Source organism: Arthrobacter sp. M4 (assembly GCF_020251205.1).
Classification (GTDB): Bacteria; Actinomycetota; Actinomycetes; order Actinomycetales; family Micrococcaceae; genus Arthrobacter.
Genome location: NZ_JAIWYX010000010.1, coordinates 1 through 22,777, shown reverse-complemented (window position 1 = coordinate 22,777; position 22,777 = coordinate 1). Strand labels below are relative to the sequence as shown.

Here is a 22,777-nt window from a genome sequence, read left to right as displayed (position 1 = left end):
TTTCCGGACAAACCAAATCCACGTGTTTGTGCAGAGATCAGGCCCCTGCCCCCGGTCCTTAAGGGCACCAACTGTACACAAACTCCGCTCTGGAAGGGCTGGCCTCGAAGGGCCTATCCAAAGCGGCCGGAGACGTAGTCTTCCGTGGCCTTCTGCGAGGGGTTGCTGAAGATGCTGTGCGTGTCGCCGAATTCGATCAGCTTGCCGGGCTTACCTGTACCGGCAATGTTGAAGAACGCAGTCTTGTCCGAAACACGTGCGGCCTGCTGCATGTTGTGCGTAACGATCACCACGGTGAACTGGTCCTTGAGCTCGTTGATGAGGTCCTCAATGGCCAGGGTAGAGATCGGATCAAGCGCGGAGCAGGGTTCGTCCATAAGGATGACCTGCGGCTCAACGGCAATGGCGCGGGCGATGCAGAGGCGCTGCTGCTGTCCACCGGAAAGGCCGGATCCCGGCTTGTCCAGGCGGTCCTTGACCTCGTTCCAGAGGTTGGCGCCCAGCAATGACTTCTCCACAAGGGCATCCGCCGCCCCCTTGGTGATCTTCTTGTTGTTCAGCTTCACGCCAGCCAGCACGTTGTCGCGAATGGACATGGTGGGGAACGGATTGGGCCGCTGGAACACCATTCCGATCTGGGCGCGGACGGATACGGGGTCCACACCATGGCCGTAGAGGTTGTCGCCATCCAGGAGCACTTCACCTTCCACGCGTGCGCCCGGCAGAACCTCGTGCATGCGGTTCAGGGTGCGCAGGAAGGTGGACTTGCCACAGCCGGACGGGCCGATGAACGCGGTCACGGACTTGGCCTCGATGTTGATGTTGACGTCTTCCACGGCTAGGAAGTCGCCGTAGTAGACGTTGAGGTCCTTGACGTCGATGCGCTTAGACATGGTGTTCCTTCATTGCCGGGATGTGAAAAGTATGCAGCGGCCACATGGCTAGCGGCCAGTCTTCGGAGCGAAGACGCGGGCGACGAGACGCGCGACCAGGTTCAGCAGCATGACCAGGATGATCAGCACCAGAGCAGCGCCCCAGGCCCGCTGCGCGGACGGCTCCGGGTTGGAGGGCGAGGTGGGGTTGAGGATCTGGGTGTAGATGAACGTCGGCAGGGACGCCATCCATCCGCCGAACACGTTGTTGTTGATGGTCGTGGCGAAACCAGCGGTGACCAGGATAGGCGCGGTCTCACCGATAACGCGGGCGATCGCCAGGGTAACGCCGGACGCAATGCCGGAAATCGCCGTCGGGATAACCACTTTCAGGATGGTCCGCCACTTGCGAACGCCGAGTGCATAGGCTGCCTCGCGGAGCTCGTTGGGAACGATCTTCAGCATTTCCTCGCTGGAGCGGACCACCACCGGGATCATCAGGACTGAGAGGGCGACGGCGGCAACGGCGCCTGTTTTGGTGCCAGGGCCCACCAGAGCGAAGAAGAACGCCGCGGAGAACAAACCGGCCACGATGGACGGGATACCGGTCATCACGTCAACGAAGAAGGTGATGGCTCGGGCAAGCGCGCGGTCGTTACCGTATTCCACCAGGTAGACGGCAGTAAGCAGGCCCACAGGGACGGAGATGATGGTGGCAACCAGCGTAATCTGCAGGGTGCCCATCAATGCGTGGTACACACCACCCAGGACCTTGGTCCCTTCCTCCACACTCTTGTTGTCGAACGTGCCTGTGACACCGTTCATCGAGGTGGTCAGGAAGCCCGGCGTCAGGAGGCCGGGGATACCGCTGGAAAGTACCGTCCAGATGACGGAGACCAACGGCAGCAGGGCAATCAGGAATGAGCCGACAACCAGGCAAGTGGCCAACTTATCCTTGGCCTTGCGGGCGCCTTCGGTGATGCCAGTGAGCGAGACCAGGCCGATGGTGAAGAGGATGGCGGAGACGATGCCCCAACCGAACGGGTTGAAGCCAATGAGGGCCATGACCGCGGCGCCAACCACCAGTGCGGCGGCCAGGATCACGTACGGGGCGGCCTTGGGCAACTGGCCTTTAGTGAACGCCGAGCGCTTGCGGGCTACGGGTGCTGTGGCAGTCATTTAGTTGGCTCCCGAGAATTCTTTGTGCTTGGTAATGATCCAGCGCGCCACCATGTTCACACCAAGCGTGATCACGAACAACACAAGGCCGGCAGCGATCAAGGTGTTGACCTTGAGGCCGCTGGCTTCTGGGAAGTTCAGTGCGATTTCCGCGGCGATGGTCTGGTTGCCGCTCTGGATCAGGCTCGCGGTGAGGGCGCCCGAGGACAGGACAAGGGCGACGGCCATAGTCTCGCCCAGCGCGCGGCCGAGGCCGAGCATGACGGCGCTGATGACGCCCGGCCGGGCAAACGGGAAGACGGCCATGCGTATCATTTCCCAGCGTGTGGCACCGAGGGCCAACGCGGCCTCTTCGTGCAGCTTCGGAGTCTGCAGGAAGATTTCGCGGGAAATCGAGGTGATGATGGGCAGGACCATAACTGACAGGACGATGCCTGCCGTCAGGATGGTCTTGCCAGTCGCGGAGGCAGGACCCTGGAAAATGGGCAGCCACCCCAGGTTGGAAGCCATCCACTCATAAGCCGGGGCGATTTCCTTGGCCAGGAAGGCCGCGCCCCAGGCACCGTACACAACGGAGGGGATGGCTGCGAGGAGGTCCACAACGTAGCCCAGGCCGGAGGCCAAGCGACGGGGAGCGAAGTGCGAGATGAACAGGGCCACGCCGATAGCGATCGGAGTCGCGATGACCAAAGCGATTACTGCGGCGATCAGCGTACCGACGACGATGGGGCCGATGTAGGCAAAAAAGCCGTGCCCACCCTGGATCTTGTCAGGCGGAGCGACAAGCGCTGGCAGGGCCTGGACAACCAGGAACAGCGCGACGCCGAAAAGTACTGCGAGGATGAGGCATCCGGCTGCCAAGGCAGCGCCGGAGAAGACCTTGTCCCCGGTGCGCCCGGCACCTTGGGTGGTCAGGGGGGTGTTGGTCACGTCACGATCCTTCCGGCTCGATCAGTACCGGCTGTCTCATCTAGGTCTCCGACAAGCAACAGCGGCAAAACGGTTGTTACATGGCTAAGTTCCCTGCCCCGCTGGCTGGTCATTGCCAACCCCGCGGGACAGGGAACTGATTAGCTCAGGCGTGTGATTCCACTATGCCGTTATCGGCAGTGGAGTCCTAGGCCTTGGCCTTGATGGAGTCGATAGCAGCCTTGGCCTTGGTCTGCAGGGACTTGGAGAGCGGTGCGGACTTGGCGGCGTCGGCGGCAACCTTCTGGCCCTCGTCAGAGACGACGTAGGACTCGAAAGCCTTCACCAGGTCTGCGGTTTCCTTCTTGTCGTAGGTGGTGCAGACGACGTGGTAGGAAACGAGGACCACAGGGTAGGCGCCGGAGACGGTGGTCTTGCGGTCCAGCTTGATGGCAACGTCGTTGGCGGCGCGGCCGTCAACCGGCTTTCCGGCTTCCACAGCCTTGGCAGCGGCGTCAGCGGAGATCTTGACGAACTCGGAGCCAACCTTGATCTGGGCGGTACCCAGCTTGCCGGAGACAGCGGAGTCGTCAGCATAGGTCACGGCACCGGGGGTGTCGGTGACGGTCTTCACGACGCCGGAGGTGCCCTTGGCGTTCTCGCCCTTCAGGGAAGCAGGCCAGACGCCAGCAGCCTTGTCGGTCCAAACCTCAGGAGCGGCAGAGGCGAGGTAGTCAGTGAAGTTGGAGGTGGTGCCGGAGTCGTCGGAACGGTTGACCGGGGTCACCTTGAGGTCCGGCAGTTTCGCGTCCGGGTTCAGGGCTGCAATTGCCGGGTCATTCCACTTGGCGACCTCGCCGCGGAAGATCTTGGCAACCGTGGGGGCGTCGAGCTTCAGTTCCTTGACATCCGGGAGGTTGAAGGCGACGGCGATCGGGGAAATGTAAACCGGCACGTTGATGGCACCCTCAGGGCCGCACTTGGCCTTGGAGCTGGCCAGCTCGTCATCCTTGAGGTAGGCGTCGGAACCGGCGAACTGCGCCGAACCGTCGATGATGGCCTTGCGGCCTGCGCCGGAGCCGTCAGGAGAGTACTGCACGGTGGCGCCCTGGTTTGCAGCGGCGAAGCCAGCCTTCCAGGCGTCCATTGCTGCGCCGGTGGAGGAGGCGCCGATGCCGGTGAGCGTACCGGTGACCTTCATAGCGGCAGCGGACTGGGTGTTCGCGTTAGTGCCGGTCGCGTTGTCGGAACCGCAGGCGGTGAGCGCGAGGGCGCCAGCTGCGATGACCGCGAGGGCGGCCTTGCGGCCGTAGCGAGTTGCCTTCACTGAATGTACCCCTTCCAGGGATTCTCGATGCGAGCCGAACCGGAGACGTCGGCCTTCGAACGATGCGTACGTTTGAGTACCTTGATTGAAGCTATGGCGCCTAGGTAAAGGAATTTGTGGTGCAAAGTGAACGGAAGGTTAACTGCGGCCGACGATTGAATGACATTGCCGCGCCCAATATTGCGTTAGCTGCATCACAGGAATAAAGCGGTCCGCGGCGTGGGGGGTCCCGCCAAATAGACTGGTGGGATGGCCCCCCAGCTTGGACTCGCAGCTAGTCGGAAATACCTGCGCACGCGGTTCAAGACGGGCCTGCTCCGTTCCAGGAACTCACTGCTTCCCGCCATTCAGATGACTGCGTGCGCCGTAGGGGCGTATGCCTTTGCTGAGTACGTTCTGGGCCACACAGGGCCCCTTTTCGCCGCAACGTCTTCCTTGATCGCCTTGGGTTTCTCCCGGGATCCCCGGCTGCGGCGCGTCCTCGAGGTCGGTGTGGGCTGCACGCTGGGCATTGTCATCGGCGACCTCCTACTCCACTGGCTCGGGGCCGGGATCTGGCAGGCCGCCGTCGTTCTTTTCCTGTCCATCGTCGTCGCCCGTTTCCTGGATAGCGGCACCATCTTCACCACGCAGCTGGGACTTCAATCCCTGCTGGTCGTCCTGCTTCCCGCGCCCGCCGGCGGGCCGTTCACGCGGAGCCTCGACGCCGTCGTCGGGGGCGTTTTTGCCCTCCTGGTGACGGTGCTGATGCCCAAGGATCCCCGACGCGAACCGCGGCAGGACATGAAGAAGATCCTGCATGAGCTCGCCGAAGTCCTGCGCGAATGCGCATCGGCAATGATCCACAGCGACTCGACACAGGCCTGGCATGCCCTCATTCGCGGCCGTAACTGCCAGCCACTGATCGACCGTATGCGCCAGACCCTCCGCGCCTCGGACGAAGTGGCGACCCTCGCACCTGCCTACCGCCGCCACCGCGAGGAACTCGCCAAACTATCCCAATCGCTCGATTTCATCGACCTTGCCCTACGTAACAGCCGGGTCTTCGCGCGTCGGCTCACCAGTGCCATCAACCACACCGCGCTCTCCGACGAGGCAACGGACAGCATTTCCGAAGTGCTCCAGGAAACTGCCGCGGCTATCGATGAGCTGTCCCTCGGCCTGGCAGAGGTGCACGACGGTGTCCGGCGCACCCACTTGCGCGGCGCCCGCCAGGAGTTGTCGGACATCGCCACCCGTCTGCATCCAAAACTTCTGGACGTGCAAAGGCTGGAGGGCGAGACCGTGGTGATGCTCTTCAGGCCACTGATGGTTGACTTGCTGGAGGCCAGTGGAATGGAGTCGCGGGAAGCCCGGGACATCCTGCCGCCGCTTTAGCCAACGGACGACGGCGCCGGCGCCCCGACCAGGCCGCGTCACTTTGGATGTCGGACCCCGCCACTAGTGTTGGGTCCATGGCTTCAAAGACTTCCCGCAGTTCCAAGGCAGCCGCCTACAAGTGCGCCGAATGCGGCTGGACAACCGCCAAGTGGGTGGGCCGCTGCGGCGAGTGCCAGGCTTGGGGAACCGTGGAAGAGGCCGGCGTTACCGTTGCCCGTACGACGGCGGCAACAACGGTTTTGGAGCCAGCGCGCCGAATTGCCGAGGTTGATGCGACGACGGCGGCTTTCCTCTCCACCGGTGTGGACGAACTGGACCGTGTCCTGGGCGGCGGATTGGTGCCCGGCGCTGTCATCCTGCTGGCTGGCGAGCCCGGGGTGGGGAAATCGACCCTCCTGCTGGACGTCGCCGCGAAGTTCGCCAGCACCGGCCAGGAAGTCCTTTATGTGACAGGCGAGGAGTCGGCTGCCCAGGTGAAGCTGCGGGCGGAGCGGATCGACGCCGTGGCCCACTCCTTGTATCTGTCGGCCGAAACGGACCTGGGACAGGCGCTGGGGCAGGTGGAGAAGCTCGAACCGAAGCTGCTGGTGGTGGACTCAGTACAGACCCTTAGCAGCGCAGACGTCGAAGGGAGCGCAGGAGGTGTCTCCCAGGTCCGCGAAGTAGCTGCTTCGCTTATTGCAGCGGCCAAGCGCCGGAATATGACAACCCTACTTGTGGGGCACGTGACCAAGGATGGGTCCATCGCCGGGCCGCGACTGCTGGAACACCTTGTGGACGTTGTGTGCCAGTTCGAAGGCGAACGCCACTCCAGGCTGCGGTTGCTAAGGGCCGTGAAGAACCGCTACGGAACCACGGATGAGGTGGGTTGCTTCGACCTCACTGAAGCCGGGATCGAGGGACTTGCCGACCCCACCGGGCTGTTTGTCACCAGGACGCGGGAGCCTGTGTCCGGAACGTGTGTCACGGTCACCATGGAGGGTCGGCGCCCTCTGCTTGCCGAGGTGCAGTCGTTGCTGGCCGAAAGCCCAAACGCCCAGCCTCGCCGGGCCACCAGCGGACTCGAATCCAGCCGGGTTGCCATGCTGCTGGCGGTCCTGCAGCAGCGGGCCGGCTGCCAACTGCACAAAGACGATTCCTACGTTGCCACCGTGGGCGGCGTGAAGTTGAGCGAACCGGCAACTGACTTGGCCGTTGCCTTGGCCGTGGCGTCGGCCAAGGCGCGGATGGCCCTTCCCCAGCGGCTGATCGCTTTCGGGGAGGTGGGATTGGCGGGAGAGGTGCGTCCGGTGCCCGGAATCAACCAACGGATCCAGGAGGCCCAGCGCCTCGGGTTCACGCACGCCGTGGTGCCCGCAAGCCCCAACGGTCCCGGGCCCGTGCCCAACGGCATGTCAGTACGGGAAGTGGGCCATCTTGCGGAGGCTCTGGACCTGCTGTTCGGCAAGACCCCGGCGCCTGCTGAACCGCTGGCCGAAGTGACATACCTGAGGCCCAAGCAGCGCGGACCGGCGTAGGTGTGAGCGGAGGTGGCGTCCGCAAGCCGCACATTCGCCCAGGTCGATTAGTGACCTGGCCCCAAAGGGCGGCGGCAAAATGCACAACTTCACTCCCGCCGTCGAACGCGTTTCCCCGGCCCCTCCGGCATGGCGATTTTGGGGCACTTTGAGGCTTGCTGGTGCGGTTAAAGACCCCTCAAACCTCTATCATGGTGAATGCCGCCGCCACGGCATTTTTGTGTTCCCGCCGGCGGAGGCGGACTTGGCACATTACTGCGGGCCCCGGCCAGCACCCTTCGAAAAGGACCACCCATGGCTCGAAGCCCCGAGGAAGCGCTCAAGGCGACGCTGGGCAGAGTTGCTCCCGGAACGCCGCTGCGTGACGGCCTTGAACGCATCCTGCGGGGTCGGACAGGTGCCCTCATCGTCCTCGGTTCGGACAGGACCATCGATTCGATCTGTTCGGGCGGCTTCGATATCGGGATCGAGTTCTCACCCACCAGGCTTCGGGAACTGGCAAAGATGGACGGCGCCATCATTTGCGACAAGGACGCCAGCAACATCGTGCGGGCTGCGGTGCAACTGGTCCCCGATGCCAGTATCGAGACCCAGGAATCAGGCACCCGGCACCGAACCGCCGAGCGTGTGGCTATTCAGACCGGCGTTCCCGTGATCTCGGTCAGCCAGTCGATGCAGATTATCGCCCTGTACGTGAACGGCCTTCGCCATGTCCTGGAGGGTTCCGAGAAAGTCCTGGCCAGGGCCAACCAAGCCCTCGCTACCTTGGAGCGCTACCGGGCGCGCTTGGACCAGGTCACCAGTTCCCTCTCCGCGTTGGAGATCGAGGCAATGGTCACCATTCGGGACGTTTCAGTCACACTGCAGCGCCAGGAAATGGTTCGCCGCATCTCCGAGGAGATCTCCAGTTATGTGCTTGAACTCGGCGAAGACGGCAGGCTCCTTTCCCTCCAGCTGGAGGAGCTGACCGTTGGGCGAGGCCCTGGAAGCGACGTCGTTATTCGCGACTACGCGGGACTCAACGCCACTCCGGACGAGATCGAAGAGGCCGTAAGTGCCCTGACGAACCTCGGCCCCACGGAGTTAATCGACCTCAGCAAGATCGCCGGGATCATCGGTTTCGCCGGAGGCGTTGAAAACCTCGACGCCGTTGTGCAGCCCCGCGGCTACCGTCTCCTGTCCGGGCTGAAATCAGTCCCACGAGCGGTGGCGGACAGGCTCGTGGACCATTTTGGTGGTCTGCAAAACCTGATGGCTGCAACCATAGAGGACCTCATGACCGTGGACGGCATCGGTGACCAGCGCGCCCGCACTGTGCGCGAGGGCCTTAGCAGGATGGCCGAGGCCAGCCTCCTGGATAGGTTCCTCTAGTCGTCGACTATTCAGCCGGAACCCCGGCCTAGTGTGCGCGAGGGCCTTAGCAGGATGGCCGAGGCGAGCCTCCTGGATAGGTTCCTCTAGTCGTCGACTACTCAGCCGGAACTCCGGCCTAGTGTGCGCGAGGGCCTTAGCAGGATGGCCGAGGCCAGCCTCCTGGATAGGTTCCTCTAGAGGTCGATTGCTCAGGCGGAACCCCGGCCTAGCCGAGCTGGAAGACCGCTTTTTGGCTCTGCTTGTTGCCGAGTTTGGCGGTGAATACGTAGGTAGCCCCGCCGCCGCCGGGTTTGGCCGCCACAGGACTGCAGCCCTCCACTGTCCGGTTCCTTTCCCAGGGGAAGTTTGCGGTCTCGCTCTTGCCGGGCTGGATTGTTTTGATGAGGTCCTCGCTTGCGGCCTGGCAGTCGCGGGAAGAGAAGATCCGGTCAGCACCACTCATGATGGCGAATTCCATCTGGGACGTGCCGAGATTGACGTCGCAAGGGACCGAACCATCATTGGTTACTTTGAGGCTCAGCAGCGGGTTTTCGCCAGGCGCGTAGGTGGCCTTGTCTGTCGACGCGGTAACGGACACCTGGCTCAAGTCGCAGCCCGAGCTCGGCGTGGGGGTTGCTGTCACCGGGGACTGCCCTTGGGCGGCGCCCTGACCTCCGGAACTACTTCCCTGGCCGGATGTGCCCGTCCCGCTTTGGGACACCACTGGCTGGGTTCCGCCACGCAGGATCCCGCTCGCCGCCGCTACACCGCTAGCCACAACAGACAGCACCAGAAGCAGCAGGACACCCACAAACAAACGTCGACGGCGGTAAACGGCCGGGCTCTGGCGCCGTTCCGGCTGCCGACCGGATGACTTTCGCGATCGGACAGGCGACGTGGCGGCCCGCGGTGTGCGCCCGCTTGCCCGTGACCTGCCCTGATTGACCATTCTTCTAGGCTAGAGAGGCGTCGGGCATCTCACGGCCGCACCACGCCGCGCAGCCCTGATCCCGCGGGATATGACTTTTGTCATCAGCCGCTGTGCCTGCCACGGCATGTGCCACACAGCGTCAACTACAGTGGACAGCGGAATTCCAGTGTTGGCTGGCCACAATCCGGGGAGGAGGGATGGAATGCTCATCGATGATCGAGACTTGAACTCTGGCAGAGACGCCGCACGGCCGAACTCCGCTAGTCGCTCTCGCGCCAAGCAATCAGCCGCCTCCGCTGCGCCTGCAGCGGTGATTCCGCCCGCCGTCGTAGCTTCTCCTGCTCTGCCAGCCGAACCTGGCGAGTTGGCAACCATGCACCGGGACGTCACGTCGTGGTTCTCAGGCATTGCGCGGGACCTCCCCTGGCGGTCCGCGGACTGCTCCGCCTGGGGGATCCTCGTCAGCGAGGTAATGCTGCAGCAGACACCAGTGGTTCGGGTCCTGCCGGTGTGGCAGGACTGGATGGAACGTTGGCCAACTCCGGCCGACCTTGCCTCAGAAGCCCCGGGCGAAGCCGTGCGGCACTGGGGCCGGCTCGGCTATCCGCGGCGTGCGCTCCGCCTCCATGCCGCCGCCGTTGCCATCCGGGACGAACACAATGGCGAGGTGCCCGCGGACTTCGACCACCTCCTGGGTCTTCCCGGCGTCGGTTCCTACACTGCTGCCGCGGTGGCTGCTTTCGCCTTCGGGCAGCGGACCACGGTGGTGGACACCAACATCCGCCGCGTCCACGCCCGGCTCATCTCCGGTCTCGCCCTGCCCTCGCAATCCTTGGCAGCTGCCGAGATGCGCCTGGCCGACTCCTTGCTCCCACAGGATCAAGAGCTTTCCGTTCGTTGGAATGCGGCCGTTATGGAATTAGGTGCCTTGGTATGCACTGCGCGGGCGCCCAAGTGCCAGGAATGCCCCGTGCGTCCATCGTGTGCTTGGCTGGCAGCGGGCGAACCTCCTCCGACTTACACACCCAAGGGCCAGGCCTGGCACGGCACCGACCGACAGGTGCGCGGCGCCGTGATGGCCGTCCTCAGGTCAGCAAGCTCGCCGGTGATCCGTGAGGCCTTCGGCACTTCCCCCGCGGACCTGGGTTTCGCCCCGGATGGCGTGGCGATCCCACTGGCTGCCCTGCATCGGCTCAACCCCGCTCCGGAACAGCTTGAGCGGGCCCTTGACGGCCTGCTGGCCGACGGCCTGGCAGAAGAGCACGACGGTGGGCTCCGCCTCCCAGCCTGAATCTCGTCCAGGTCCTTCGTCAGTGCCCTGACCAACTCCGGCGACCCTCGCCACTTGCGGCGAGCGCTGGCCGCATCCGGTCATGATCCGATTGCAAAACAGCATCGGGATCCAAACAAATCGGCATCGGCTTCTGCACGAATCTGCATCATCGATTCGACGGAATAACGATGTGGGGCCAGATGTACCACGGCCCGGATAAGGGGGCTTGCGCGGATCTACGCTAAAGCATGCGCACCCTTCGGTTGGCAGCGGCCCTGGCCCTCATGGCCCCTCTGGCCACGGCCTGTGTGCCCCAGATTACGCCGTGCCCGGCCATCGCACAGGCGCCCGTGGTCAGTGTGACTGTGCAAAAGAGTTATGTACCGTTTGTGCGGACCCTCCACCTGGAGGCGTGCCAGTCCGGCACGTGCAAAGAAGGTGAACTTGAGCTGATGCCGGGTACCACGCCAATCGACCAAGGCTGCCGCGATAAGCCGGAGGGTGTCTGCTCAGCGACTTCCTCCCCGGACGGAACCCTCCACGGCCAACTTTGGATGGATGCGCTAACCGAGGAACCAATTGCTGCCACGCTCACTGGGACCGGCAGCAGCGGCGCCCGATTGCCTGTCCGGACATTGACCTTCAAGCCCAAGGAGACGTATCCGTTCGGCCTGCAGTGCGGCAAGGTCTTAACGGCCAACCTGCTCCTGGACGCCAAGGGTTTGAGGCAGGCCTGAGCCCAAGCTGAATCGGAATGCACCCGCAGCCAATCAGCCGCCGACCGTCCTCACTGTGCCTGGATCTCTCCGAAACCCCTGGCCACCAGCCCTCCCACGTACCTCACTGCCCGTTCAGCGTCGGCGCCTCTGGCCTCGACACGCAACGTTCCGCCTTGGCGGACCGCGAGCGCCATCAGCGCCATAATCGACGTTCCATCAACGCCGTTGACAGTGACGTAAGCATCCAGTGAGGACAGCCCTCCTGCGATCTTTGCCGCCGGGCGGGCATGCATCCCCATGGGATTGATGAGTTCGAATTCCCCGGTTTCCAGCGGACCTTCGGGAACCGTTCCCGCCCCTGTGACGCCGTCACCGTTCCCAACTCCGACGGCGGTACCTGCCCATGCGGCGCCCGCAGCCTCAGCTGCGGCTTTGACTGCGTCACGTGGTTCGCCGGATTCAGCTGCCACCGCCGCCGCAACAAGGCCCTCGATGAGCGGAGCATCAGCCAGCAGGATTTGTTCAGGCGTGCTGGAGAACTCCAGCGCTGATTCCGCTGTCATCACGGCCGATCCAAGGTCGGTGAGGACAACAACGCCGTCTCCGGCTGAACGGGCGAGCGCTTCGTCCAGCGCCGCCATAACCTTCTCCAGGCTGGTTCCAATCCGTTCGTCGTCTGTGCCGCCCGCGGCAGCGAGGACAACATTGGGCGCCATTTGGGCGGCAAGGTCAACGGCGCCCGAGGCAATTTTGGAGCTGTGCGAGACCACCACCAAGCTCACTGTCATTCCGGGCTCTCCGGGAGCGTCTCTCCTGCAGCGTCTGCGGCCGCCTTGAGCAGCAGGGCGGTGGACGCGGCCCCGGGGTCACGGTGGCCGGCGCTGCGTTCGCCCAGGTAGCTGGCCCTGCCCTTGCGGGCAACCAACGGATCGGTGGCCACGGCGCCTGCTGCTGCGGCTTCAGCGGCAGCCCGGAGGACGGGACCGGGTCCGTCTACAGCTGCCGCCTGCGCAGCCTCCACAGCCGGACTCCAAGCGTCCACCATGGTCTTGTCGCCGAGCTCTGCCTTGCCGCGGGCCACAATGCCGTCCCGCGCGGCTTCAAGGGCAGTGGCCAGCGCGCCGCCGTCGAGCTCTGTGGCGTCACCCATGGAAGTGGCGGCGCGCAGGTATGCCGTCCCGTACAGCGGTCCCGCGGCTCCTCCCACCTTGGACATCAACGCCATGGCGGCGAGTTTCAGAGCAGCGCCGGGAGTCTCGGGCGGAGTCTCAGCCAGTTTGGCCACAACGGCTTGGAAGCCACGGTCCATGTTCTCGCCATGGTCCGAGTCGCCGATTGCACGGTCCAGCTCAATGAGTTCTTCCCTGTGTTCAGTCATGGCCTTGGCTGAGAGCGTCAGCCAGGCAATGGCCCATTGAACGTCCAGCACCATGGTCACACCCCCCACCGAAGCGCCGCAGTGTGGACAGGAGCGTCCCACAAGTCCGTGAACTCATCATCGAGGCGGAGCACGGATATTGAGCACCCCTGCATTTCCAGCGATGTCACGAAGTTGCCCACCAATGACCGATCGATGGCGGCCCCGCGATCTTGCAGAATGGCGGCCGCGCGGCGGTAGACGATATAGAGCTCGCTCTGCGGAGTACCGCCCATGCCGTTGACGAAGAGCAGAACTTTGTCCCCGTCTTGAATCCCCAGATCATCCAACACGGGGCCCAACAAGCGGTCCGTGATAGCGTCTGCCGGCTCCATGGAAATGCGATGGCGGCCCGGTTCGCCATGGATGCCGATGCCGATTTCGATTTCGTCGTCCGCCAGGTCGAAGCTGGGTGTGCCTGCGTGCGGCACCGTGCAGGCCGACAGGGCAACCCCCATTGTGCGGACGTTGCTGTTTACGCGCTCCGCTATCGCCGTCACTTCTTCAAGTGTGTCTCCCCGCTCCGCTGCGGCCCCGGCGATCTTCTCGACGAGGACCGTCCCGCCCACACCGCGTCGCCCTGCCGTGTACAGCGAATCCTCAACGGCGACGTCATCGTTGACCAGCACGCTGCGCACGTGAATACCCTCCGCCTGCGCCATTTCCGCCGCGGTCTCGAAGTTCAGCACATCGCCGGTGTAGTTCTTCACAATATGGACGACGCCTGCGCCGGAATCGACGGCGGCCGTTGCGGGAAGGATTTGGTCCGGCGTTGGCGATGTGAAGACGGCGCCAGGAACTGCTGCGTCAAGCATGCCGCGCCCGACGAATCCCGCATGCAAGGGCTCGTGTCCGCTGCCTCCGCCGGAGACCAGGGCAACTTTACCTTGCACTGGCGCGTCCTTGCGGGTGACAAACTTTGGTTCAGGATGGACGGTCACAATGTCCGCGTGGGCCAGGCCAAAACCTTCTACGGATTCATCCACCACAGACCGCGGATCATTGATGAGCTTTTTCATCGCAACTGCTCCCTGCATCTTTCCGGCAAGTGTGCTTTGACCCTACTACCCGGACATGACAGTGGATAGACAGCTATCCGCTATGTGGAAGGCGGAAGGGACAGCCCCCAATGACTGTCCCTTCCGCTGGCTTGAAACCATCCAAACAGCCACTCGAGGGTGGCTGAGGCGAACCGGAGAAGCCAATCCCGGTCAGTTTCCAGATGCTTGCTTCTCCTTGCCTGCCGTCTTGACTGAACTCGCAACACGAACGTAGTCGGGCCAGAACGGCGCCCAGTCCTCGGATACCAGTGGTTCCGTGGGTCGGGAGCCGGTAGCGGCCTTGGGTGTTGGGAGGGTGGTCTGGAAGGCGGAAAAATCCGGAAAGATGGTGCGATTGTTGCTGGGGTTGTGGTGCACTGTTGCCTCCATGGAGGTCGGCGGAACGGAGCCGGCTTCCTTGATCCATCTGATAGCTGCAAGATCTCCCCCAAGATCCTGCGATAGAGGAGTTTCCGGGCTACTCCCCTGACGATGATGACCGGCGTCGCCGCCAGCCGCCACGCACGTGGTTACGCGGCACGCGCAACCGTACTCAGCCGCGTCGCCGCGGTGGATACGTCATGACAAGCTTCCTCAGTTTATCCATCAATTTGAAATAAGGGAAGTGGAGAATGACGGGAAGTGTTGTTTCCAGTTGGCAGAGGGCCAGGAGCCGGGGATACCCAGGTTGGTTACAGGAACTTGATCATTCGGGTGTTGCCGAGTGTATTGGGCTTCACGCGAGCCAAGTCAAGGAATTCGGCGACGCCTTCGTCATGGGAACGCAGCAGCTCCGAGTAAACCTCGGGATCGACGGCGCTCTGGTCCGCCATAACGTCGAAGCCGTGGCGCTTGAAGAAGTCGACTTCGAATGTAAGGCAGAATACCCGGGATACGCCGAGGCTCTTGGCAACGTCCAGCAAGTGCCCTACGAGCGCGTGACCAACGCCGTGGCCGCGCCAGTGATCGGCCGCGGCCAAGGTCCTGACCTCTGCCAGGTCCTCCCACATGACATGGAGCGCACCGCAACCAATAACTTCCCCTTCAGGCGTTTCGGCGATCCGGAATTCCTGCAGGCTCTCGTAGTAGGTCACTGTTTCCTTGGCCATCAGGATTCGCTTTTCGGCCAGCGGAGATACCAGGCGCTTGATGGCAGCCACATCGCTGGTGCGGGCGGGGCGAATACTGAAAGTCGACGTCACAGTCCCCATCCTATGTCGCCGAAGCTGGCCCCCGGCGGCACTGCCGGCCGAGGAGCGACAAGCGCAACGCAAGGCGGACCCCGCCCAACAGAAAGCCCCCCGCGGCACTGCCGGCCGAGGAGCGACGAACGCAACGCAAGGCGGACTCCGGCCCAACAGAAAGCCCCCCGCGGCACTGCCGGCCGAGGAGCGACGAACGCAACGCAAGGCGGACTCCCGCCCAACAGAAAGCCCCCTGCCGGCACCTTATGGTGCCGGCAGGGGGCTTCACTGTGGTTGTTTGCCTGCGTCGCTTAGGCGCTCGGAGCGATTTCCGGGATGCGCGGTTTGGCGTTCCCGGCAAAGGTGAACTTGGCCTCGTCACCCTCGCCGTCAACGTCTACCACCACGATGTCACCGGAGTGCAGCTCGCCGAAGAGGATCTTCTCGGAAAGCTGGTCCTCGATCTCGCGCTGGATGGTCCGGCGCAGGGGCCGGGCACCCATGGCCGGGTCGTAGCCACGGGTCGCCAGGAGCACCTTGGCGGCCTTCGTGAGCTCGATGCCCATGTCCTTGTCCTTGAGGCGTGCCTCGAGGCGGGTTACGAACAGGTCCACGATCTCGATGATCTCGTCCTGGGTCAGCTGCGGGAACACCACCACGTCGTCCACGCGGTTGAGGAACTCGGGGCGGAAGTGCTGCTTGAGCTCCTCGGTTACCCGGGCCCGCATCCGTATGTAGCCGGTCTGCGTATCGGTTCCCGATTGGAAGCCCGTGGCGACGCTCTTGGAGATGTCCCGGGTACCCAGGTTGGTGGTCATGATGATCACGGTGTTCTTGAAGTCCACCACGCGGCCCTGGGAGTCGGTCAGTCGGCCGTCTTCCAGGATCTGCAGGAGGGAGTTGAAGAGGTCGGCGTGCGCCTTCTCGACTTCATCGAACAGAACCACCGAGAACGGACGCCGCCGGACCTTCTCCGTCAGCTGGCCACCCTCTTCGTAGCCAACATAGCCCGGAGGGGCACCGAACAGGCGGGAAACGGTGTGCTTTTCCGAGTATTCGGACATGTCCAGCGTGATGAGGGCGTCCTCTTCACCGAACAGGAACTCGGCCAATGCCTTGGCCAGCTCGGTCTTGCCGACGCCGGTGGGCCCAGCGAAGATGAACGAGCCACCAGGACGCTTGGGGTCCTTGAGTCCTGCACGCGTACGGCGGATGGCCTGGGAGAGTGCCTTGATGGCCTCGTCCTGTCCAACGACACGCTTGTGCAGTTCGTCTTCCATCCGGAGCAGTCGCGAGGACTCTTCCTCGGTGAGCTTGAAGACCGGGATGCCGGTGGAGTTAGCCAGGACTTCGGCGATCAGATCCTCGTCCACCTCGGAAATGTCGTCCATGCCGCCGGACTTCCAGTTGCGTTCCTTCTCGGCACGCTCGGCAATGAGCTTCTGCTCCTTGTCGCGCAGCGAGGCGGCACCTTCGAAGTCCTGGGCGTCGATGGCCGATTCCTTTTCCATCTTCACCTTGGCGATCCGCTCGTCCATGGCCTTGAGCTCCGGCGGAGCGGTCATGCGGCGGATGCGGAGCCGGGCGCCGGCCTCGTCGATCAGGTCAATGGCCTTGTCCGGAAGGAAGCGGTCCGAGATGTAGCGCTCAGCCAGCTGGGCGGCCGACGCCAAGGCACCGTCTGTGATAGTCACGCGGTGATGCGCCTCGTAACGGTCCCGCAGGCCCTTCAGGATCTCAATGGCGTGCGCCACGGATGGTTCCTTGACCTGAATCGGCTGGAAGCGGCGCTCCAGCGCGGCGTCCTTCTCAATGTGCTTGCGGTACTCGTCCAGGGTGGTGGCGCCAATGGTCTGCAGTTCACCACGGGCAAGCATAGGCTTCAGGATCGAGGCCGCGTCGATGGCACCCTCTGCAGCACCTGCGCCCACCAGCGTGTGGATCTCGTCGATGAAGAGGATGATGTCTCCGCGGGTCCGGATTTCCTTCAGGACCTTCTTCAAGCGCTCTTCGAAGTCACCACGGTAGCGGGAACCGGCAACCAATGAGCCAAGGTCAAGCGTGTAAAGCTGCTTGTCCTTGATGGTTTCCGGGACGTCGCCGCGGACGATCGCCTGGGCGAGCCCTTCGACGACGGCAGTCTTACCAACGCCGGGCTCACCAATCAGGACTGGGTTGTTCTTGGTCCGGCGGGAGAGGACCTGCATGACGCGTTCCATCTCCTGCTCTCGCCCAATTACCGGGTCCAGCTTGTTCTCGCGTGCTGCCTGGGTAAGGTTGCGGCCGAACTGATCCAGCACCACGGATCCGGCCGGCGTGCCTTCCTGCTGGCCTGCGCCGACACCGGCGCCCGTGGATTCCTTGCCCTGGTAGCCGGAGAGGAGTTGGATGACCTGCTGGCGTACGCGGTTCAGGTCCGCACCAAGCTTGACGAGCACCTGGGCTGCAACGCCTTCTCCTTCACGGATCAGGCCCAGCAGGATGTGCTCAGTACCGATGTAGTTGTGGCCGAGCTGAAGAGCTTCGCGCAGAGAGAGCTCCAGCACCTTCTTGGCACGCGGGGTGAAGGGGATGTGGCCCGAGGGGGCCTGCTGGCCCTGACCGATGATCTCCTGCACCTGTTCGCGGACACCATCCAGCGAAATGCTCAGGGATTCCAAGGCCTTGGCAGCTACGCCTTCACCCTCGTGGATAAGGCCCAAGAGGATGTGCTCGGTACCGATGTAGTTGTGGTTGAGCATGCGTGCCTCTTCCTGGGCAAGCACCACCACGCGACGGGCACGGTCCGTAAATCGCTCAAACATTTCGCCACACTCCTAGCTACGACGTACTTTGATGCTACGTGCCATAGCAAAGTTTTTGGGTCGTGTTCGCCACGGGGTGAACACGCGCAGACGGGTGTCGTGGCGTTCCGCCCGTCAGCTACAGGGCACTGGTCAAACCACCCTGCTCTCCCCCTGAGCCGCGCATCGCGGGCAGACCCGACGATATCTAGCCATCCAAAGCGTCCGGTGGGCGAACCACCTGTGGCGAGCTTGTGCCTAGGGACAGAACCGATAAACGTCGCTAAGATACAAGTGGCGCCACCCCACAAGAGGACCAAATTAGGCAAACATTGGCCCCGGGCTTCCTGAACTGCCTGGTCTGACATGGTAATCATCCGATTAGGCGATGAAGATCTGGGCGGGAATCCCTTAAAACAAACCGCTAAGGGTTCCGGACAGTCGGGCCGTCATTCAATCGGTTTTATCCGGGAGGCCCAGATCACCTTAGGCTTTGGCAGGACAAATCTCGCATCCGAAATCGCCCTTAAAGACCAAGGCCCCGGCATTGTTGCCGGGGCGTTGATTTTCCTGGTCAGGAATTGGCCTTCTGGTAGGCCTCCTGGATTTCAGCCTGAATGCGGCCGCGGCTGTTGACCGTGTAGCCGTTCTCGCGGGCCCACTGCCGGATCTTGGCGGAATCCTGATTCCTTCCGGCAGCCACCTTTGTCCTGGTAGTGCGGCCGCCGGAGGTCTTGCGGGCCTTCGCGATAAATGGTTCTAGAGCGGTGCGCAGCTTGGAAGCGTTACTTGTGGACAGGTCCATTTCGTAACTTGCGCCGTCGAGGCCAAAACGCACGGTCTCGTCCGCCTGGCCTTCATCCATATCATCGACAAGGATGATTTTGACTTTCTGTGCCATGAAAGACTCTCTTTACTGGGGGATGGGTTATCAAATAGCAGGACTTTCTATAAAGAAATTATCGTCCTGTTCATGGCAACGCGTCAAAGAGGCAATTCGTTCCAGTGGATAAGCCGCCCAAGCCAATAGGGGCAGGGCACACCTACAAAAGGACCAGAACACTCAGTTAAATGGCCCAACGCACTCAATCCAATACCCAGAGCACTCGTTCAATAGGTGTGTGGCACTCAGGTCATGAGTGAAGAACACTCAGATCACAAGAAACGAAATATGCCGGTTGGGAGACTGGCTATTTAGCCTCTGACGCGTCATCGCCTGATGCATCGGCGCCGGACTTGCCTCGGCCGGGGTCGTCAAACTTGCCCTTGCTGGGCAACGACGTGGCTCCTCCGCGTCCTTCGCCTGCTTGAGCCAAGCCGGATGCATCCTGCTCCTGCTGGGCGCGTGCCTCGGCCTGGCGTTCGGCCCTGTCCGCGTTGAAGATCGACTTCATTGCGAACCAAAAGAGCAAGCCAACAACAATTGAGGGGGCCAGGACGGCGATGTATTCCACGTTTAGTGACCTTCGGGCTTAAGAAGGGGAAAGAGAATGGTCTCGCGAATGCCAACGCCCGTGAAGAGCATCACAAGACGGTCGATTCCAAGGCCGATGCCGCCCATGGGTGGAGCGCCGTATTCCAGGGCACGGAGGAAGTCCTCATCGAGCTGCATGGCCTCGTCGTCGCCCTCAGCCGCCAGACGCGATTGTTCGGTGAGCCGTTCGCGCTGGATGACGGGGTCAATTAGTTCTGAGAATGCCGTGCCGCGCTCCATGCCGCCAATAATGAGGTCCCATGCCTCGATGAGGCGGTGGTTCTCCCTGTGCGGACGGGCCAGCGGCTGTGCCGATGGCGGATAGTCGTACACAAAAGTGGGGTTGATGAGGGTGGGTTCTACGATCTCGCCGAACAGCTCAACAACGGCTTTCTCCTGTGTCCACAACGCGTCGGTCTTTACCCCGTGCGCGTCGCCGATCTCAAGGAGCCGCTCCAGCGGCGTGTCGGGCGTAATTTCTTCACCCACGGCCTCAGAAAGGCCGGGGTACACGCCCAGCCAGCGCCATTCGCCGTCGAGGTTAATCTCGCCGGCCTCAGTCTGGACGGTACGCGTGCCCACCACGTCAGCAACGTCGAGGATGAGCTCCTTCATGCGCTCAGCCATAACGAACTGGTCTGCCCAGGCCTCATAGCATTCGAGGGTGGTGAATTCGGGGCTGTGCGTGGAGTCCACACCCTCGTTGCGGAACACGCGTCCCATGTCGTAGACACGGTCGATTCCGCCAACCACCGCACGCTTCAGAAATAGCTCCGTGGCGATGCGAAGGGTCATCTTCTGGTCGAAGGCATTCAAGTGTGTCTCGAACGGGCGGGCGGTTGCGCCGCCGTGGACCAGCTGCAGGACCGGTGTTTCCACCTCCACATAGTTGTGGCGGTGGAGGGTTTCCCGGATGGAGCGCGTGATGGCGGCGCGGGTGTAGACCATCTCGCGGGCCTCGTCGCGAACCATGAGGTCCACATAGCGCTGGCGCACACGGGTTTCCTCGTTCAGGCCGGCGTGCAGGACAGGCAGCGGCCGGAGCGCCTTGGAAGCCATCGCCCACGATTCGGCCATAACGGAAAGTTCGCCGCGGCGGGACGAAATGACCTCGCCCTTGATAAACACGTGGTCGCCAAGGTCAACAAGTGCCTTCCACTGTGCCAGGGCTTCTTCGCCTATATTGGCGAGGCTGAGCATTGCCTGCAGGCGCGTCCCCTTGCCATCCACGCCGCCTTCCTGAAGGGTGGCAAAGCACAGCTTGCCGGTGTTGCGGACAAACACAACGCGTCCAGTGATTCCAACGACGTCGCCGGTTGTGTCATCAGCTTCCAGGTACGCGTACTTCTCACGGATCTCGCTCAGGGAGTGCGTGCGCTCCACGCCCACCGGGTAGGCCTCGACTCCGGCGTCAATGAGTTTGCTGCGCTTGTCCATTCGGATGCGCATCTGTTCGCTGGCGTCGGCGGGCTCAAGGGAGTGGGGGTTTTCTGCAGTCACAATACTCAAGTTTACCGGGCGTACGAGTCTCGCCGTTCGGCGCTGCCGGAGCCGGAAATGCCGGCGCGCGCCAATCCGGCGGGACAGCGCTCGTAGACTCTGCAGGTGGACACGCGCGCGGTGGAAACGCTCGACGGCGAAGGCTGGCTAGAGGTGCACAGCTTCCCGGCCCACCTGGGTTAGGTTGGGCGGGATGGGGCAATTCCAGCACACAACCGCGCCAAGAGTCCGCCTACTACAAAGTCACCGCAGAATTTCTGCGTGAGGCTGTGCCCGGCGGCCGACTGGACGTGTCGCCGAAATGCGTTCAGGGGGCAGGGCCAGCCGCCGTGAAGGAACTTGTCAGCGACATCGCGAACTACTTCCGCGGCGGGTCACCGGCGTGGTTCGCAGCGCCACGCCGGCGACTATCCGCAGGGTCCTGGCTCCGTTAGGCTCACAACATGACCCGCGAAAACATCACCACCCGGGATGGCGCCACTCTTGAGCTCTTCACTACCGGCCCCGACTCGGGAGACTCCGGCCCGGGCGTCGTTGTGGTTCCGGCGTCGATGGTCACTGCATCGGACTACACCCGGTTCGCGCAGAAGCTCAGTGCAGCCCTAAAACGGCCGGTGCACACGTTCAACCGTCGCGGGCGCGGCGGATCATCCCCGCAGCCTGCGGACTACACCATCGACGTAGACATCCGCGACCTTTCGGCGGTCCTCAAACACACGTCCAGCACCGACGTCTTTGGTCACAGCTTCGGTGGCGCAGTGGCGCTCCATGCAGCGCGGACGCTCCCCGTAGAACGCCTGGCCGTGTACGACCCCGCAGTTTCCGTCAACCACAGCGTCAAGGCTGATTGGACGCCGGAGTATGAACGGGCTGCAGCGGCCGGGGACTACGACCGGGGGTTGGCTGTACTCATCAAAGGCGTGGAGACCGGCGGCGCGTTCGCCCGGATGCCTTTGTCAATGCTGACCCTAGCCACAAAGTTGGCCGCTGGCACCCCAATGGGAAAGCAAGCCCGTGAATTGATGCACGCCGGCGTCCGCGAGATCAAGGCCGTTATCGCAGCAGACATGCCCGCTGAGCCGTTTCTGGCGCTACCGCTGGAAACCCTGATTGTGGTTGGCGAAAAAAGCCCTGCCTACTTTGGCGTGGCCTGCGGCCAAATCCACGACGTCCTATCCGGTTCCAGCTACACCATCCTCCCCGGCTATGGCCACGACGGTGTCATTCGGGCACCCGAGAAGCTGATCACGGAACTTGCCGAATTCTTCGCCGGCTGAGGAGGCTTCGCTGTAGGTTCGACGGCGGTTTGGGTCACCGCTGCTGCTGGGTGTTGGAGGACTTTCTTCGGTGCGTGGGAGCCGTGGTTGGGGCGCACGACGCCGGTGGGGCGGCCTTTGTGGCCGAAGGGCGCCGGGTGCTGGAAAGGGCGAGGTGCGTGGTGCGCGGCGGGATCCAGGTCCTGCGCGCGTGTTTGGCGGGTTTAGCGGTCCCGGGGCCGGGGTTGTGTTGCTGGGGTGGCCGTGGGGGCGGGGACCCTGCCGGGCGGGCCTGGGCCTGCGCGCGTGTTTGGCGGGGGTTGGGGTGTGGGGTGGGTGTTAAGTGTGGGAGGGCCCCGCACCTTGGTGCGGGGCCCTCGACCTGAATGGTTGTCCGGCGGTGTCCTACTCTCCCACACCCTGGCGGGTGCAGTACCATCGGCGCTGTGGGTCTTAGCTTCCGGGTTCGGAATGGGACCGGGCGTTTCCCCCACGCTATGACCGCCGTAACCCTTTCAACCCCGGCCCCCCGGGGGGCGTTTTGCCCTGGCGGGGGGTGGGTAAGTTTTGTGGTTACAACAACTGGTTTATTCGGTTGTGTTGTGTTGTTGGTTGGGAACCGCATAGTGGACGCGTAGCACATTGAGGGGCAATGAGGATGTG

Annotated in this window: 20 protein-coding genes and 1 rRNA gene; 6 read left to right on the top strand and 15 right to left on the bottom strand. The window is 63.0% G+C overall.

The window, feature by feature from the left end:
• Positions 1-113: 113 nt before the first annotated feature.
• The 4 genes from pstB to pstS form a co-directional block, all read right to left on the bottom strand.
• Entirely contained in the window at positions 114-893 is a 780-nt protein-coding gene (gene pstB / locus LD110_RS17010) for a phosphate ABC transporter ATP-binding protein PstB (protein ID WP_225500337.1), read from the bottom strand.
• Positions 894-941: 48 nt separating this feature from the next.
• Positions 942-2,051: a phosphate ABC transporter permease PstA gene (pstA, locus tag LD110_RS17005; protein ID WP_225500335.1), complete on the bottom strand. Its 1,110-nt coding sequence runs from the start codon at positions 2,049-2,051 to the stop codon at positions 942-944.
• Entirely contained in the window at positions 2,052-2,981 is a 930-nt protein-coding gene (gene pstC, locus LD110_RS17000) for a phosphate ABC transporter permease subunit PstC (protein ID WP_225500333.1), read from the bottom strand.
• A gap of 187 nt (positions 2,982-3,168) precedes the next feature.
• Positions 3,169-4,287 carry a phosphate ABC transporter substrate-binding protein PstS gene (gene pstS, locus LD110_RS16995; RefSeq protein ID WP_225500332.1) on the bottom strand — a complete coding sequence of 373 codons (1,119 nt, stop codon included), beginning with the start codon at positions 4,285-4,287 and terminating at the stop codon, positions 3,169-3,171.
• A 249-nt stretch (positions 4,288-4,536) separates the two neighbouring features.
• Here pstS and LD110_RS16990 point away from each other — a divergent pair, with 249 nt between their 5' ends.
• The 3 genes from LD110_RS16990 (at position 4,537) to disA (ending at position 8,555) form a co-directional block, all read left to right on the top strand.
• Complete coding sequence (locus LD110_RS16990; protein ID WP_225500331.1) at positions 4,537-5,664, top strand: aromatic acid exporter family protein; 1,128 nt, start codon at positions 4,537-4,539, stop codon at positions 5,662-5,664.
• 77 nt (positions 5,665-5,741) lie between these two features.
• A complete protein-coding gene (radA, locus tag LD110_RS16985) occupies positions 5,742-7,184 on the top strand; it encodes a DNA repair protein RadA (RefSeq protein WP_225500330.1) in 1,443 nt (480 codons plus the stop codon).
• 294 nt (positions 7,185-7,478) lie between these two features.
• Positions 7,479-8,555 (top strand): DNA integrity scanning diadenylate cyclase DisA, encoded by a 1,077-nt coding sequence (gene disA, locus LD110_RS16980; RefSeq protein ID WP_225500329.1) that lies wholly within the window; start codon positions 7,479-7,481, stop codon positions 8,553-8,555.
• A gap of 208 nt (positions 8,556-8,763) precedes the next feature.
• Here the strand turns inward: disA and LD110_RS16975 are convergent, their stop codons facing one another.
• Positions 8,764-9,486: a hypothetical protein gene (locus LD110_RS16975; protein ID WP_225500328.1), complete on the bottom strand. Its 723-nt coding sequence runs from the start codon at positions 9,484-9,486 to the stop codon at positions 8,764-8,766.
• A gap of 355 nt (positions 9,487-9,841) precedes the next feature.
• Here LD110_RS16975 and LD110_RS16970 point away from each other — a divergent pair, with 355 nt between their 5' ends.
• Both LD110_RS16970 and LD110_RS16965 read left to right on the top strand, forming a co-directional pair.
• Complete coding sequence (locus tag LD110_RS16970) at positions 9,842-10,759, top strand: A/G-specific adenine glycosylase (RefSeq protein WP_225500522.1); 918 nt, start codon at positions 9,842-9,844, stop codon at positions 10,757-10,759.
• A 230-nt stretch (positions 10,760-10,989) separates the two neighbouring features.
• Entirely contained in the window at positions 10,990-11,478 is a 489-nt protein-coding gene (locus LD110_RS16965) for a hypothetical protein (protein ID WP_225500326.1), read from the top strand.
• Positions 11,479-11,528: 50 nt separating this feature from the next.
• Here the strand turns inward: LD110_RS16965 and dhaM are convergent, their stop codons facing one another.
• The 9 genes from dhaM to lysS all read right to left on the bottom strand — a co-directional run bounded on the left by dhaM (position 11,529) and on the right by lysS (position 20,807).
• Positions 11,529-12,248: a dihydroxyacetone kinase phosphoryl donor subunit DhaM gene (gene dhaM, locus LD110_RS16960; protein WP_225500324.1), complete on the bottom strand. Its 720-nt coding sequence runs from the start codon at positions 12,246-12,248 to the stop codon at positions 11,529-11,531.
• Positions 12,245-12,892, bottom strand: coding sequence for a dihydroxyacetone kinase subunit DhaL (dhaL, locus tag LD110_RS16955; protein ID WP_225500322.1), 648 nt, complete (start codon positions 12,890-12,892; stop codon positions 12,245-12,247). Before dhaL ends, dhaM begins: the two co-directional genes overlap by 4 nt.
• Before the next feature lie 2 nt (positions 12,893-12,894).
• A complete protein-coding gene (dhaK, locus tag LD110_RS16950; RefSeq protein ID WP_225500321.1) occupies positions 12,895-13,896 on the bottom strand; it encodes a dihydroxyacetone kinase subunit DhaK in 1,002 nt (333 codons plus the stop codon).
• A gap of 192 nt (positions 13,897-14,088) precedes the next feature.
• Positions 14,089-14,295, bottom strand: a complete 207-nt coding sequence (locus LD110_RS16945; protein WP_225500319.1) for a hypothetical protein — start codon at positions 14,293-14,295, stop codon at positions 14,089-14,091.
• A 314-nt stretch (positions 14,296-14,609) separates the two neighbouring features.
• Positions 14,610-15,119 carry an amino-acid N-acetyltransferase gene (locus tag LD110_RS16940; RefSeq protein ID WP_225500318.1) on the bottom strand — a complete coding sequence of 170 codons (510 nt, stop codon included), beginning with the start codon at positions 15,117-15,119 and terminating at the stop codon, positions 14,610-14,612.
• Between the two features lie 293 nt (positions 15,120-15,412).
• Positions 15,413-17,905, bottom strand: a complete 2,493-nt coding sequence (locus LD110_RS16935) for an ATP-dependent Clp protease ATP-binding subunit (RefSeq protein ID WP_225500317.1) — start codon at positions 17,903-17,905, stop codon at positions 15,413-15,415.
• Positions 17,906-18,458: 553 nt separating this feature from the next.
• Complete coding sequence (locus LD110_RS16930; RefSeq protein ID WP_225500308.1) at positions 18,459-18,785, bottom strand: Lsr2 family protein; 327 nt, start codon at positions 18,783-18,785, stop codon at positions 18,459-18,461.
• A gap of 289 nt (positions 18,786-19,074) precedes the next feature.
• Positions 19,075-19,338, bottom strand: a complete 264-nt coding sequence (locus tag LD110_RS16925) for a hypothetical protein (RefSeq protein ID WP_225500532.1) — start codon at positions 19,336-19,338, stop codon at positions 19,075-19,077.
• Between the two features lie 2 nt (positions 19,339-19,340).
• Positions 19,341-20,807, bottom strand: coding sequence for a lysine--tRNA ligase (lysS, locus tag LD110_RS16920; protein ID WP_225500520.1), 1,467 nt, complete (start codon positions 20,805-20,807; stop codon positions 19,341-19,343).
• Positions 20,808-21,301: 494 nt separating this feature from the next.
• On the opposite strand from lysS, the gene LD110_RS16915 reads away from it, so the two are divergent.
• Positions 21,302-22,135 carry an alpha/beta fold hydrolase gene (locus LD110_RS16915; RefSeq protein WP_225500307.1) on the top strand — a complete coding sequence of 278 codons (834 nt, stop codon included), beginning with the start codon at positions 21,302-21,304 and terminating at the stop codon, positions 22,133-22,135.
• A 371-nt stretch (positions 22,136-22,506) separates the two neighbouring features.
• Here the strand turns inward: LD110_RS16915 and rrf are convergent.
• Positions 22,507-22,623: ribosomal RNA gene (gene rrf / locus LD110_RS16910) — 5S ribosomal RNA — on the bottom strand.
• Positions 22,624-22,777: the final 154 nt, after the last annotated feature.

Bases quoted from the DNA above. Each gene is read 5' to 3' on its own strand.
- dhaL (WP_225500322.1), bottom strand. From the start codon at position 12,892: ATGGTGCTGGACGTTCAATGGGCCATTGCCTGGCTGACGCTCTCAGCC.
- radA (WP_225500330.1), top strand. From the start codon at position 5,742: ATGGCTTCAAAGACTTCCCGCAGTTCCAAGGCAGCCGCCTACAAGTGC.
- dhaM (WP_225500324.1), bottom strand. From the start codon at position 12,248: ATGACAGTGAGCTTGGTGGTGGTCTCGCACAGCTCCAAAATTGCCTCG.
- pstB (WP_225500337.1), bottom strand. From the start codon at position 893: ATGTCTAAGCGCATCGACGTCAAGGACCTCAACGTCTACTACGGCGAC.
- LD110_RS16975 (WP_225500328.1), bottom strand. From the start codon at position 9,486: ATGGTCAATCAGGGCAGGTCACGGGCAAGCGGGCGCACACCGCGGGCC.
- dhaK (WP_225500321.1), bottom strand. From the start codon at position 13,896: ATGAAAAAGCTCATCAATGATCCGCGGTCTGTGGTGGATGAATCCGTA.
- disA (WP_225500329.1), top strand. From the start codon at position 7,479: ATGGCTCGAAGCCCCGAGGAAGCGCTCAAGGCGACGCTGGGCAGAGTT.
- pstA (WP_225500335.1), bottom strand. From the start codon at position 2,051: ATGACTGCCACAGCACCCGTAGCCCGCAAGCGCTCGGCGTTCACTAAA.
- lysS (WP_225500520.1), bottom strand. From the start codon at position 20,807: ATGCGCATCCGAATGGACAAGCGCAGCAAACTCATTGACGCCGGAGTC.
- LD110_RS16930 (WP_225500308.1), bottom strand. From the start codon at position 18,785: ATGGCACAGAAAGTCAAAATCATCCTTGTCGATGATATGGATGAAGGC.
- LD110_RS16965 (WP_225500326.1), top strand. From the start codon at position 10,990: ATGCGCACCCTTCGGTTGGCAGCGGCCCTGGCCCTCATGGCCCCTCTG.
- LD110_RS16970 (WP_225500522.1), top strand. From the start codon at position 9,842: ATGCACCGGGACGTCACGTCGTGGTTCTCAGGCATTGCGCGGGACCTC.
- LD110_RS16990 (WP_225500331.1), top strand. From the start codon at position 4,537: ATGGCCCCCCAGCTTGGACTCGCAGCTAGTCGGAAATACCTGCGCACG.
- LD110_RS16935 (WP_225500317.1), bottom strand. From the start codon at position 17,905: ATGTTTGAGCGATTTACGGACCGTGCCCGTCGCGTGGTGGTGCTTGCC.
- LD110_RS16915 (WP_225500307.1), top strand. From the start codon at position 21,302: ATGACCCGCGAAAACATCACCACCCGGGATGGCGCCACTCTTGAGCTC.